The organism is Rhodobacter calidifons (assembly GCF_011174775.1).
GTDB lineage: Bacteria > Pseudomonadota > Alphaproteobacteria > Rhodobacterales > Rhodobacteraceae > Tabrizicola > Tabrizicola calidifons.
Genome location: NZ_JAANHS010000004.1, coordinates 123076 through 135760, shown reverse-complemented (window position 1 = coordinate 135760; position 12685 = coordinate 123076). Strand labels below are relative to the sequence as shown.

General features: G+C 65.7%; 14 protein-coding genes and 1 pseudogene. 8 read left to right on the top strand and 7 right to left on the bottom strand.

Annotated elements, in window-relative coordinates:
- Positions 1 to 146: 146 nt before the first annotated feature.
- Positions 147 to 914, bottom strand: coding sequence for a hydroxyacylglutathione hydrolase (gene gloB / locus G8O29_RS07320; protein ID WP_166402586.1), 768 nt, complete (start codon positions 912 to 914; stop codon positions 147 to 149).
- A gap of 60 nt (positions 915 to 974) precedes the next feature.
- On the opposite strand from gloB, the gene G8O29_RS07315 reads away from it, so the two are divergent.
- The gene (locus tag G8O29_RS07315; protein WP_166402585.1) at positions 975 to 1730 is read left to right on the top strand and encodes a class I SAM-dependent methyltransferase; all 756 of its coding nucleotides are present in this window, start codon (positions 975 to 977) and stop codon (positions 1728 to 1730) included.
- Positions 1731 to 1765: 35 nt separating this feature from the next.
- On the opposite strand, the pseudogene G8O29_RS07310 reads toward G8O29_RS07315, so the two are convergent.
- Positions 1766 to 2209, bottom strand: a pseudogene (locus G8O29_RS07310) (L,D-transpeptidase); the annotation flags it as partial.
- Between the two features lie 550 nt (positions 2210 to 2759).
- On the opposite strand from G8O29_RS07310, the gene G8O29_RS07305 reads away from it, so the two are divergent.
- The 7 genes from G8O29_RS07305 (at position 2760) to G8O29_RS07275 (ending at position 8527) form a co-directional block, all read left to right on the top strand.
- Complete coding sequence (locus G8O29_RS07305; protein WP_166402583.1) at positions 2760 to 3320, top strand: F0F1 ATP synthase subunit delta; 561 nt, start codon at positions 2760 to 2762, stop codon at positions 3318 to 3320.
- Complete coding sequence (gene atpA, locus G8O29_RS07300; protein WP_166402582.1) at positions 3320 to 4858, top strand: F0F1 ATP synthase subunit alpha; 1539 nt, start codon at positions 3320 to 3322, stop codon at positions 4856 to 4858. Before G8O29_RS07305 ends, atpA begins: the two co-directional genes overlap by 1 nt.
- 10 nt (positions 4859 to 4868) lie before the next feature.
- On the top strand, positions 4869 to 5321 hold the full coding sequence (locus G8O29_RS07295; RefSeq protein ID WP_166402581.1) for a PH domain-containing protein: 453 nt from the start codon (positions 4869 to 4871) through the stop codon (positions 5319 to 5321).
- A gap of 1 nt (position 5322) precedes the next feature.
- Positions 5323 to 6189 carry a F0F1 ATP synthase subunit gamma gene (locus G8O29_RS07290; protein ID WP_166402580.1) on the top strand — a complete coding sequence of 289 codons (867 nt, stop codon included), beginning with the start codon at positions 5323 to 5325 and terminating at the stop codon, positions 6187 to 6189.
- Between the two features lie 20 nt (positions 6190 to 6209).
- Positions 6210 to 7652 carry a F0F1 ATP synthase subunit beta gene (gene atpD / locus G8O29_RS07285; RefSeq protein ID WP_166402579.1) on the top strand — a complete coding sequence of 481 codons (1443 nt, stop codon included), beginning with the start codon at positions 6210 to 6212 and terminating at the stop codon, positions 7650 to 7652.
- Positions 7653 to 7661: 9 nt separating this feature from the next.
- Positions 7662 to 8054 (top strand): F0F1 ATP synthase subunit epsilon, encoded by a 393-nt coding sequence (locus G8O29_RS07280; RefSeq protein ID WP_166402578.1) that lies wholly within the window; start codon positions 7662 to 7664, stop codon positions 8052 to 8054.
- A 197-nt stretch (positions 8055 to 8251) separates the two neighbouring features.
- Positions 8252 to 8527, top strand: a complete 276-nt coding sequence (locus tag G8O29_RS07275) for an H-type lectin domain-containing protein (protein ID WP_367890140.1) — start codon at positions 8252 to 8254, stop codon at positions 8525 to 8527.
- A 96-nt stretch (positions 8528 to 8623) separates the two neighbouring features.
- Here G8O29_RS07275 and G8O29_RS07270 read toward each other — a convergent pair whose 3' ends face one another.
- The 5 genes from G8O29_RS07270 to G8O29_RS07250 all read right to left on the bottom strand — a co-directional run bounded on the left by G8O29_RS07270 (position 8624) and on the right by G8O29_RS07250 (position 12598).
- Positions 8624 to 9643: a ribose-phosphate pyrophosphokinase gene (locus G8O29_RS07270; protein WP_166402576.1), complete on the bottom strand. Its 1020-nt coding sequence runs from the start codon at positions 9641 to 9643 to the stop codon at positions 8624 to 8626.
- Positions 9644 to 9739: 96 nt separating this feature from the next.
- Positions 9740 to 10756, bottom strand: a complete 1017-nt coding sequence (locus G8O29_RS07265; protein ID WP_166402575.1) for a threonine aldolase family protein — start codon at positions 10754 to 10756, stop codon at positions 9740 to 9742.
- Positions 10756 to 11205 (bottom strand): YcgN family cysteine cluster protein, encoded by a 450-nt coding sequence (locus G8O29_RS07260; protein WP_166402574.1) that lies wholly within the window; start codon positions 11203 to 11205, stop codon positions 10756 to 10758. The genes G8O29_RS07265 and G8O29_RS07260 overlap by 1 nt, the downstream gene beginning before the upstream one ends.
- On the bottom strand, positions 11202 to 12125 hold the full coding sequence (locus tag G8O29_RS07255) for a bifunctional riboflavin kinase/FAD synthetase (RefSeq protein ID WP_166402573.1): 924 nt from the start codon (positions 12123 to 12125) through the stop codon (positions 11202 to 11204). The genes G8O29_RS07260 and G8O29_RS07255 overlap by 4 nt, the downstream gene beginning before the upstream one ends.
- 29 nt (positions 12126 to 12154) lie before the next feature.
- On the bottom strand, positions 12155 to 12598 hold the full coding sequence (locus G8O29_RS07250) for a MaoC family dehydratase (protein ID WP_166402572.1): 444 nt from the start codon (positions 12596 to 12598) through the stop codon (positions 12155 to 12157).
- Positions 12599 to 12685: the final 87 nt, after the last annotated feature.

The following is a 12685-nucleotide window of genomic DNA, read 5'->3' as shown; positions in this document are numbered from 1 at the left end:
TCCTGCGGGTCGGCCGGGCACGAGCGCCCGTCACCAACCGTGGCCTCATATGCTTAAAGTTCGGTTTTCTTCACCGCACTTCAAGCGCAATCTTCCAGATTTCGGGGTTTCCCCCGGATCATCACGCCATTTGTGATACGGGACGCCTAGAACCTGTCTTTTCTGGCCCGGATTTCGGCGAAAACCGTGACATCGTCGGCATCTGGCAGGCCGACCGCTGTCTTGAGCGCGGGCAGATGCGCCCGCAGGAAAGGGTTCGTCGCCAGTTCCTCTGCAAGCGGAACGGGGACGGTCGGGATGCCCTTGGCGCGCCGTTCGGCGACCTCGGCGCTACGTGAGATAAGGCGGGGATTGCCGGGTTCAAGGGTCGCGGCGAAGCGCAGGTTCGCCGCGGTGTATTCGTGGCCAGGGCAGATCAGCGTGTCGGGGGGCAGCGCGGCCAGCTTTTGCAGCGAGGCGTGCATCTGGCGGGCACTGCCCTCGAACAGGCGGCCGCAGCCTGCGGCCATCAGGCTGTCGGCGGTGAAGCAGAGGCGGCTTTGCGGGAAATGGAAGGCGATGTGGCCGAGCGTGTGGCCGGGGACGTCGAGCACCTTGCCCTGTTCGGAACCAACAGAGAGGCTGTCGCCATCGGCCAGCGCAAGATCGAGGCGGGGAAGGCGGTGGGCATCGGCGGCGGCGCCCGTCACCCTGGCTCCGGTCCGGGCGCGCAGGGAATCGACACCCTGGATGTGGTCGTCGTGGTGGTGGGTGATCAGGATGTCGGTCAGCCGCCATTGGTGCGCTTCCAGCGCGGCGAGGACGGGGCCGGGTTCGGGCACGTCGATGACGGCGGTGTGGCCGGTGTCAGTGTCGTGGATCAGGTAGGCGTAGTTGTCGGCCAGGCAGGGGACGGTGACAAGCTGAAGCGGCATGGTTTTTGGTCCCCCCGTGCGTATGATGCACAGGATTGACCGCAACGGGCGACCGCCGCAATGCATCTTGATGTGCTGGACCTGAGGAATTTCTACTACCGGACGCAACTGGGCCGCGTGGCGCAGCGGGCGATCCGAGATCAGGTCGTGCGGCTCTGGCCGCCGCAGTCGGGCGAGACGGTGGTGGGCTTCGGCTTCGCGGTGCCGCTTCTGCGGCCCTATCTGTCCGAGGCGCGGCGGGTCATCGGGCTGATGCCGGGGCCGCAGGGGGTGATGCCCTGGCCTGCGGGCATGGAGAACGTGAGCGTTCTTTGCGAGGACACGGCCTGGCCCTTGCCGACGGGGCTGGTCGACCGGCTGGTGCTGATGCACGGGCTGGAGACCTCGGAAAACCCCTCGGCGGTGCTTGACGAATCCAGCCGCGTCCTGGGGCCGGGGGGGCGGGCCCTGTTCATCGTGCCGAACCGGTCGGGCCTCTGGGCGCGCCGTGACGTGACGCCGTTCGGCTTCGGCCGCCCCTATTCGGTGGCGCAGCTCGAGGCGCAGCTGAAGCGGCACGGGTTCACGCCGGAACGCAGCTGCTCGGTCCTGTTCGCACCGCCGTCGGCCACCCGGTTCTGGCTGCGGTCGGCGGATTTCTGGGAAGGCTTCGGGCGGCGGATGCCCTGGCTGGCCGGGGGCGTGCTGATGGTCGAGGCTTCGAAGCAGGTCTATGCGCCGACGCAGGGCGGGCTGCGGGCCGCGGTGAAGAAGCCGCTGCGCGTGCTGGAAGGGGTGGGCAAGGGGTCGCCCGAACCGGCGATGAACCGGGAATAGGCACGGCGGGCGGCAAGCCCCGGGCCGATGCGCCGTCAGATCACCCGGACCCGGGTGCCGATCGGGCAGAGCGCGAAAAGCTCGGCGATGTTCTCGTTGAACAGCCCGATGCAGCCGTCCGACGAACGCCGCCCGATCTTTCGCGTGTCCTGGGTGCCATGGATGATGCAGGCGGGCCAGCCGAGATACATCGCATGGGTGCCCAGCGGGTTGTCCGGGCCGGGACCGATCGGCTTCCAGTCGGGATAGCGCTGCATCTGCGACGGCGTGGGCGTCCAGCTGGGGCCGACCTTCTTGCGCACGATCCGGGTATAGCCGCGCTTGGTCAGTTCGTCCGTCAGGGGGACCGAGGTGGGAAACACCCGGTGGTCGGTGCCGTCCGCGCTCCAGAAATGCAACGCGCGCGAGCCGGTGTCGGCGACGATGGTCGCGACACCGAGGCCGTCGAAGTGGTCGCGCCAGTCCTGCATCACGAAGGTGCATCACGAAGGCCGAGGTGTTGCTGCGCACGGGTGCGGCGGTTTCGGGCGCAGCGGTTTCTGCCCGCGTGCGGGTGGACAGGGCGAGGAACCCGGCGGCGGCCCCGATCATGCTGCGTCGCGACATCGTCATCGGCTTTCTTCCTTCCAGTCTGCGGCCCGTCCGGCACGGTGATCGGCGACCGCGCGCGCGGCGGCAAGCGCGAAAGCGGCCGGCTGACACGCATGCGAGCCGGCGTGAGGCCGGTCGAGAGGGCGAATCCGGGGCTGTGGCGGGCGGCTTTGACAGCCGCATCGGGGCGCGCGTTGGCGGCCCCGGACGGGCAGAGCGGGATCGGGGTTCCCGGCTTTTGCTGCGTTTGCGCAAACAGCGACGATCTGCGTCCCGGCGCGGTCAAGAAAGCGTGTGCAACTCGGTTGCGGGGTGGATGAGGCTCTGCTAAGGACGCCCGCGACGGATGGCTTTCGCCACGGCCGCAGGGTCGAGGTGTGTGCCGATGGACCGCCCGGTTCGCAAGAGCCCAGGGCACGAGACAGCGGAAGGGTTGACGTGTCAGAACCAGCTTCGATCTCTCTGGGTATTGCCGCACGCTATGCGTCGGCCTTGTTCGATCTGGCCAAGGAAGGCGGCGCGCTGAAGGAACTGGAATCGGACGCAACCGCCCTGGCCGAGACCCTGGCCGCAAGCGACGACCTGCGCGGCGTGATCGCCTCTCCGGTGGTCAGCCGCGAGGACCAGGGCAAGGTGATCGCCGCGATTGCCGCCCGGCTGGGTCTCAGCACGCTGATGTCGAACACCCTGGCCCTGATGGCCGAGAAGCGCCGCCTGTTCGTGCTGCCGCAGCTGGTCACCCAGCTTGCCGACATGATCGCCAAGGAGAAGGGCGAAGTGACCGCCGAGGTGACCGCCGCCCGCGCGCTGACGGCCGCCCAGACCAAGAAACTTGCCGAGACGCTGAAGGCCCGCGTCGGCAAGACCGTGAAGCTGAAAACGACTGTCGATGAAAGCCTCATCGGCGGTCTTGTCGTCAAGCTGGGCTCGACCATGATCGACACTTCGGTCAAGGCAAAGCTCGCGGCCCTGCAAAATGCAATGAAAGAGGTTGGGTGATGGGAATCCAGGCTGCTGAGATCTCTGCGATCCTGAAGGAGCAGATCAAGAACTTCGGCAAGGACGCGGAAGTGGCCGAGGTTGGCCGCGTGCTGTCGGTCGGCGACGGGATTGCCCGTGTGCACGGCCTTGACAACGTGCAGGCCGGCGAGATGGTCGAATTCCCCGGCGGCATCCGGGGCATGGCGCTGAACCTGGAAATCGACAACGTCGGTATCGTGATCTTCGGCGACGACCGCGACATCAAGGAAGGCGACATCGTAAAGCGCACCAAGTCCATCGTGGACGTGCCGGTGGGCGACGCCCTTCTGGGCCGGGTCGTGGACGGCCTGGGCAACCCGATCGACGGCAAGGGCCCGATCGTGGCGACCGAGCGGCGGATCGCCGACCAGAAGGCTCCGGGCATCATCCCGCGCAAGTCGGTGCATGAACCCATGGCGACCGGCCTGAAGGCCGTGGACGCGATGATCCCCGTCGGCCGCGGCCAGCGCGAGCTGATCATCGGCGACCGCCAGACCGGCAAGACCGCCGTGGCGCTGGACACGATCCTGAACCAGAAGTCCTACAACGACGCGGCCGGTTCGGACGAATCGAAGAAGCTGTACTGCGTCTATGTCGCCATCGGGCAGAAGCGGTCCACCGTGGCGCAGCTGGTGAAGAAGTTGCAGGAAACCGGCGCCGACGCCTATACCATCGTCGTCGCCGCGACCGCTTCGGACCCGGCGCCCCTGCAGTTCCTGGCGCCCTATGCCGCGACCGCGATGGCGGAGTATTTCCGCGACAATGGCCGTCATGCGCTGATCATCTACGATGACCTGTCCAAGCAGGCCGTGGCCTATCGTCAGATGTCGCTGCTTCTCCGCCGTCCGCCGGGGCGCGAGGCCTACCCGGGCGACGTGTTCTATCTGCACTCGCGTCTTCTGGAGCGGTCGTCGAAGCTGAACGAGGATTTCGGTGCCGGGTCGCTGACCGCGCTGCCGATCATCGAGACGCAGGGCGGCGACGTGTCGGCCTTCATCCCGACGAACGTGATCTCGATCACCGACGGGCAGATCTTCCTGGAAACCGAACTCTTCTATCAGGGCATCCGTCCGGCCGTGAACACCGGTCTGTCGGTGTCGCGCGTGGGCTCCTCGGCCCAGACTGCGGCGATGAAGTCGGTGGCGGGCAAGGTGAAGCTGGAACTGGCGCAGTATCGTGAGATGGCGGCGTTTGCGCAGTTCGGCTCCGACCTCGACGCCTCGACGCAAGCCCTGCTGAACCGCGGCGCGCGCCTGACCGAGCTGATGAAGCAGCCGCAGTATTCGCCGCTGACCAACGCGGAAATCGTCTGCGTGATCTATGCCGGCACCAACGGCTATCTGGACAAGATCGCCGTCAAGGACGTGGGCCGCTTCGAGCAGGGGCTGCTGAAGCACCTGCGCACCCATGGGAAGGCGCTTCTGGAGGACATCACCAAGAACGACCGCAAGGTGGCGGGCGATCTGGAGAAAGCGATCCGCGCGGAACTTGACGCCTTCGCCAAGACCTTCGCTTGAGCTTCTCACAATGAGTTACGTCGAGAAAACTCTAACCCAAGGTGAGAAGGTAAGGCACCACGCCAAAGCGCACTGGATGACATTCGTTTGGCCATCAGCGGCCCTAGCCATCCTTGTATATGCTGGACCTGGAGACACCCCTGTGGTTTACGGCCTCTTTTTTGTTTTGCTACTGCTCTTTGCTTTGAGCGGTTTGATCGCTTATCTGACAACAGAACTGGCGGTTACGAACAAGAAAGTAGTGGGAAAGTGGGGACTTGTGAGCAGAACAACGATTGAGCAGCGACTGGATAAGGTCGACTCGATCTCGGTCCAACAAAGCATTCTGGGTCGCCTGTTCGGTTACGGCACGGTGACTGTGAACGGTTCAGGACTTTCAGCTTCACCTGCGCGGTTTATTTCGTCACCGTTGGCCTACCGCCGAGCAGTGCAAGAAGCTGTAGAAGCCGTGGGGAAGGACTAAAATGCCCAGCCTGAAGGACCTCAAGAACCGGATCGGAAGCGTAAAGAGCACGCGGAAGATCACCAAGGCCATGCAGATGGTCGCGGCGGCGAAACTGCGCCGCGCGCAAGAGGCCGCCGAGGCTGCCCGGCCCTTTGCCGAGCGGATGACGGCGGTGATGACTGCGCTGGCGGCGGGCGTGGGCACCGGGGAAGGTGCGCCGAAGCTTCTGGCCGGGAACGGCCGGGATCAGGTGCATCTTCTGGTGGTCATGACCAGCGAGCGCGGCCTTTGCGGCGGCTTCAACTCGTCGATCGTCAAGCTGGCGCGCACGCGCGCCAACGAACTGGTTGCGGCGGGCAAGACTGTGAAGATCCTCACCGTCGGCAAGAAGGGCCGAGAGCAGCTGCGCCGCGACTGGGGCCATGCCTTCGTCGGCCATGTGGATCTCAGCGAGGTGAAGCGCATCGGCTATGCCAATGCGCAGAACATCGCGCGCGAAGTCATGGCGGCCTTCGAGGCGGGCGAGGCGGATGTGGTCACGATCTTCTACAACCGCTTCCAGTCGGTCATCAGCCAGATCCCGACCGAACAGCAGGTGATCCCGGCCAGGTTCGAAGCCACCGGCGCGACTGCGCTGTATGATTACGAACCCAGCGAGGAGGCGATCCTTGCCGACCTTCTGCCGCGCGGGGTTGCCACGCAGATCTTCACCGCCCTTCTGGAAAACGGCGCCAGCGAACAGGGCGCGCGGATGTCCGCGATGGACAACGCCACCCGCAACGCAGGCGAGATGATCAACAAGCTGACGATCCAGTACAACCGGAGCCGTCAGGCCGCGATCACCAAAGAGCTTATCGAAATCATTTCGGGCGCCGAGGCGCTCTGACGAACCCGGAGTAGACAACAATGGCAAAAGCCCCGAAAGCCTCTGCTGGCGCTGGCAAGGTGACCCAGGTCATCGGCGCGGTCGTCGACGTGCAGTTCGACGGCCCGCTTCCCGCGATCCTGAACGCGCTGGAAACCGACAACAACGGCAAGCGTCTGGTCCTGGAAGTGGCCCAGCACCTGGGCGAAAACACCGTCCGCTGCATCGCGATGGACGCGACCGAAGGTCTGGTTCGCGGCGCTGCGGTCAAGGACCTGGGCGCGCCGATCTCTGTTCCCGTGGGTGACGCGACGCTGGGCCGCATCCTGAACGTCATCGGCGAGCCGGTGGACGAAAAGGGCCCGGTCGTGGCCAAGGAAATGCGCCCGATCCACCAGCCTGCGCCGTCCTTCAGCGAGCAGGCGACCGAGTCGCAGGTTCTGGTCACCGGAATCAAGGTCATCGACCTGCTGGCTCCCTACGCCAAGGGCGGCAAGATCGGCCTGTTCGGTGGCGCGGGCGTGGGCAAGACCGTGCTTATCATGGAGCTCATCAACAACATCGCCAAGGTGCACTCGGGCTATTCCGTGTTCGCGGGCGTTGGTGAGCGGACCCGTGAAGGGAACGACCTTTACCACGAGATGATCGAATCGGGCGTCATCAAGATCGACGACCTGACCGCCTCGAAGGTGGCGCTGGTCTATGGCCAGATGAACGAACCCCCGGGGGCGCGTGCCCGCGTGGCGCTGACCGGCCTGACGCTGGCCGAGCAGTTCCGCGACCAGTCGGGGACCGACGTTCTGTTCTTCGTGGACAACATCTTCCGCTTCACCCAGGCCGGTTCGGAAGTGTCGGCTCTCCTCGGCCGTATCCCCTCGGCCGTGGGCTACCAGCCGACGTTGGCGACCGACATGGGCGCGCTTCAGGAACGCATCACCTCGACCAAGGCGGGGTCCATCACTTCGGTGCAGGCGATCTATGTGCCGGCCGACGACCTGACCGACCCCGCGCCTGCGACGTCCTTCGCCCACCTCGACGCGACCACGGTTCTGTCGCGCGCGATCTCGGAGCTTGGCATCTACCCGGCGGTGGACCCGCTCGATTCGACCTCGCGCCTGCTGGACCCGGCGGTCATCGGGGAAGAGCACTACAACGTCGCCCGCGCCGTGCAGGGTATCCTGCAACGCTACAAGTCGCTTCAGGACATCATCGCCATCCTGGGCATGGACGAACTGAGCGAAGAGGACAAGCTGACCGTGGCGCGCGCCCGGAAGATCCAGCGTTTCCTGTCGCAGCCGTTCGACGTGGCGAAGGTGTTCACCGGCTCGGACGGCGTGCAGGTCCCGCTGGAGAAAACCATCGCATCCTTCAAGGCGGTGGTGAACGGCGAATACGACCACCTGCCGGAAGCCGCCTTCTACATGGTCGGCGACATCGAGGACGTGAAAGCCAAGGCGGCCAAACTCGCGGCAGCTGCGGCGTAAGGGGGCGACATGGCCAGCACGGTTCAATTCGACCTCGTCAGCCCCGAGCGGCGCCTTGCGTCGTTTCCTGCAACCGAGGTCCAGATCCCCGGCGCGGACGGCGATCTGACGGCGATGGAGGGGCATGCCCCCACCATCACCTCGTTGCGGCCGGGCGTCCTGCGTGTGGCGGCGGCGGACGGGATGAAAGCCTATGTCGTCACCGGCGGCTTTGCCGAGATCAGCGCCCGTGGCGTTTCGGTCCTGGCCGAGCAGGCCGTGCCCTTGACCGAACTGACGCCCGCGCAGCTGGACGCCCTGGTGGCGGACGCCTGCGAGGCGGCGGCGGTCAATCCGGACAAGGATTCCGCGGACAAGGCGGTCGCCGATCTTTACGCCATGCGTGCCGCAGCGGGACTTTAGCGCCCTGGCCCCGAGCCCTTCACAGAGGCCCCGCCACGGCGGGGCCTCTTGCATTTGTCCGGTCCTTTGCCCAATGCTTGGGCATGATCCGGCCAGCTTGAGTTGCAGGTATAGTCACGATGCGTTGGTTTTCCGGGGTAGTCGGCATCGATCAGGGTTCGAGGATACTGTTTTCCGATTTCGCCCATGACGGCGCCATGTGGACCGGGTCCGGACCGCGCGAGGTGCGCCAGGAACAGAAATTCGGCGAGCCCTTCCTGTCTCCGCCCGTGGTGACGGTCAGCATCTCGATGTGGGACATCGCCAACCAGACGAACAGCCGCGTTGACATCACCGCCGAAAATACCACGGCCACCGGCTTCGAGATCGTGTTCCGCACCTGGGCCGACACCCGCATCGCGCGCATCCGGGCCGACTGGCTGGCCATCGGCACGATCCGCGACGAAGAGGACTGGGACGTGGACGTGCCCTAGCCGTGCAGTCGGGGGACACCGTGGCGGGTTCACGCTGCCTTCGGCAGGGCCCGCCCGAGGTCATGGCAAGAGCCGCGCGGCTCTGCGCCGCTTCCTTCACGGGCGCTGATACAGCCCTTCGTAGATCGGGACCAGCGTATCGGTCTCGAACAGGCTGGAGACGGACATGCCGCCCCAGATGTTCAGGATGGCCTGTGCGAACATCGGCGCGGTGGGGACGATGCGGATGTTCTTCGCCCCCTTCACCTTTTCGCCCTGTTCGATGGAATCGGTGATGACCAGCGACTTCATCACCGAATTCGCCACCCGCTCCACCGCCGGGCCGGACAGGACGCCATGGGTGATGTAGCTGTGCACCTCGGTCGCGCCGGCCTCCATCAGTGTTTCGGCAGCCTTGCACAGCGTGCCGGCGGTGTCGCAGATGTCATCGACGATGATGCATTTCTGGCCCCTCACGTCGCCGATCACGGTCATGCCCGCGACCTCGCCCGCCTTCTCGCGCCGCTTGTCCACGATGGCGAGGGGCGCGTTGATCCGCTTGGCCAGTTCGCGCGCGCGCGCCACGCCGCCCACGTCGGGCGAGACGATCATGATGTCGTCCATCTGGCCCTTGAAGTGATGCTCGATGTCCAGCGCAAAGACCGGTGCGGCGTAAAGATTGTCCACCGGGATGTCGAAGAAGCCCTGGATCTGCGCGGCGTGCAGGTCCAGCGTCAGGACGCGGTCCACCCCGGCGGTCTCGATCAGGTTCGCCACCAGCTTGGCGCTGATCGGCGTGCGGGCCTTGGCGCGGCGGTCCTGGCGGGCATAGCCGAAATAGGGGATCACGGCGGTGATGCGGCTGGCGCTGGACCGGCGCAGCGCATCGACCATGATGAGCAGCTCCATCAGGTTGTCGTTCGCCGGGTTCGAGGTCGGCTGGATGACATACATGTCCTCGCCCCGGACGTTTTCGAACACTTCGACGAAGATTTCCTGATCGTTGAACCGTTCGACCCGCGCGTCCACCAGGTTCACGCTCATCCCCCGGTGCATCGACATCCGCCGGGCGATGGCCTTGGCAAGGGGAAGATTGGCGTTACCGGCGATGAGCTTCGGTTCGGTGACAGCGGGCATGGCGGCTCCGGGCAGCGGATTCGAGATGGGCACCGCTTATCACCCGGCCAAGCGAATGCAACCCGGCGTGAGGCGGAAGGTAGTGAAATCGCCAGATCAGAAGGCGTTCAGGAAGGCGTCGACATCGGCCTCGGTCGTGGACCACGACGCGACAAGGCGCGCCCTCTCGCGGCCCTCGGGCGCGGGAAAGCGGTAGTACTGCGCGCCCGCGGCCTCCAGCCGGTCATGGTGGCCGGCGGGCCATTCGGGGAACAGCATGTTGGCGTCGGCAGGGGGAACATGCGCCTGACGGTCGCGCAGACCCTGCACCAGCCGCTGGCCCATGGCATTGGCCTGCGCCGCGAGGCGCAGCCAGAGACCGTCGGTGAGGTAAGCCTCCATCTGCGCCGAGAGGAACCGGTGCTTGGAGAACAGGTGCCCGCCCCGCTTGCGCCGCAGCTCCAGCTCCCAGGCCTTTGCCGGGTTGAACAGCACCACGCCCTCGACCCCCAGGCAGCCGTTCTTCGTCCCGCCCAGCGACAGGACGTCGATCCCCGCCTTCCAGGTCATCTCGGGCGGGGTCGCGCCGGTGGCGATCAGCGCATTGGCGAACCGCGCGCCGTCCAGGTGGCAGGGGATGGCCTTGGCTTTGGCCAGCGCGGTCAGGGCCGCGATCTCGGCGGGGGTGTAGACGGTGCCGGCCTCGGTCACATTGGTCAGCGACAGCATGCCCCTCTGCACGCCGTGGACGCCGCTTTCGCCGGTGGTGGCAAGGACCTCGGCCAGGGCGTCAGGCGTGATCTTGCCGTGTTCGCCCGGGATCAGGACCAGCTTGGCGCCGGCATAGAACTCGGGCGCGTTGCATTCGTCTTCGGCGATATGGGCGTGGGCATGGCAGAACACGCCGTCCCAGGGGTGGACATGGGTCGCGATGGCCAGCGCATTGGCGGCGGTGCCTGTGGCGACGAGGCGAACCTCGGCTTGCGGAGCCTCGAAGATCTCGCGCACCAGATCGGTCACGCGCGCCATCGCCGCATCGGCGCCATAGCTGCGCTCATAGCCTTCATTGGCCTTCAGGATCGCGGCCATGATCTCGGGGGCCGCACCCGAGGTGTTGTCCGAGGCAAAGCGCATCAGGGGGTTTCCTCGATCAGGTAGTCTTCCCAGTCGTCCTCGGGGATGTCGGCTTCCGAGAGCGTCAACCCCCTGATCGACGCGCCCGCCTTGTGCGTGCTGTCCGGGTCGCCGGTCACAAGCGGGTGCCAGTCGGGCAGTTTCTTCTTCTGGAACAGCAGCTTGTAGGCGCAGGTCGCGGGCATCCAGTAGGCGATCTTCGGCAGGGTCTTCGGCGTCAGGACCACACATTCCGGGACGTGCAGCTTGCGGTTGGGATAGTCGCGGCACCGGCAGGTGTCGCCGTCGAACAGGCGGCAACTGATACGGGTGTAGGCAACCTCGCCGGTATCCTCATACTCCAGCTTGTTCACGCAGCACTTGCCGCAGCCGTCGCACAGCGCCTCCCATTCGGCTTGCGTCATCTTCGCCAGGGGGACGGTTTCCCAGAACCGGGGGCGGAGCGTCATGCGGTCGCCAGGATGGCGCGGGCCTGGGCGCAGTCGGCCTCCATCTGGGCGATGAGGGCGGGAAGGCCGTCGAATTTCATCTCGGGCCGCAGGAATTCGACCAGCGCGACCGAAAGGTGGTGGCCGTAAAGATCGCCCTTGAAGTCGAGGAGGTAGGTTTCAAGGTTCGGCACCTCGCCGCTGAACATGGGCCGGACGCCAAGGCTCGCCGCGCCCATGTAGGCGCCGGAGTGCGGGCCGGTCAGGACATCGACCTTGACGGCATAGACACCGAAACGCGGCAGGTGCAGGCCGGAAAGCGACATGTTTGCCGTGGGATAGCCCAGTTCCCGCCCCCGCTTTTCACCATGGATCACCTCGCCTTCGATCCGGTGCAGGTGGCCCAGCATGGCGGCGGCGTCGCGTGGGCGGCCTTCGGTCAGGGCCTGGCGGATGGCGGTCGAGGAGACCTCGCGCCCGGCGATCTGCACCAGCGGCGCGATGGTGGTGGCAAAGCCGAAGCGTTCGCCCAGGGCGCGGAGGTCATGGGCCGTGCCCGAGCGGCCCTTGCCGAAGCAGAAGTCGGCGCCGACCACGACATGAGAGATGCCAAGACCTTCGGCCAGCACGTCGCGGGCGAATTCCTCGGGCGTCAGGGCGGCGAGCGCGCGGTTGAAGGGCAGCTGGAACAGGTGTTCGACCCCCAGCTTGGCCAGCCGGTTCGCCCGCGCTTCGGCGTTCATCAGGCGGAAGGGCGGGGCGTCGGGGGCGAAGAACTGGCGCGGATGGGGTTCGAAGGTGATGACGCCCAACGGGCCACGGCCACGCGCGAGGTCGATGACGGAAGCGTGGCCCAGATGAACGCCGTCGAAATTGCCCATGGCGCAGGATGCACCCCGGGCAGAGGGGTCAAGCCACTGGAAATCCTGATGAATCTGCATCCGCGCCCTTCAAGGGGGCGTCTGCCCCGTCAGTCGAACTTGCGGCTGGGCGCCAGAACCAGCGCCTCACCCTTCACCACAACGGTTTTACCGACCGAGGCGAGGGTTTCAAGGGTGACTCGGCGTTTGGCATGGTCGATGGCGGTGACGGTGACCTCGGCCCGGACCATGTCGCCGGGGCGGACGGGGGCCATGAAGCGCAAGGATTGGCCCAGATAGACGGTGCCGTGGCCGGGCAGTTGCTCGCCGATGACGGCGGAGATGAGGCCCGCGGTCAGCATGCCGTGGGCGATGCGGCCCTCGAAGATCGTGTCCTGGGCGTATTGCTCGTCCAGATGCACGGGGTTGCGGTCGGTGGACACCTCGGCAAAAAGCTCGATATCCCGGTCGGTTACGACCTTCATCAGATGACGGGACATGCCGATTTCGATGTCCTCGATGCAGATCGTCCCACGGGGCATGTTGTCCAGCATGGTTTTCGATTCCCTACCTTGCGTGGCGAGACGCTAGCACATGCTGCGCTGCGGCACAATCGTTTGCGCAAGAATTGTTCAATCAGA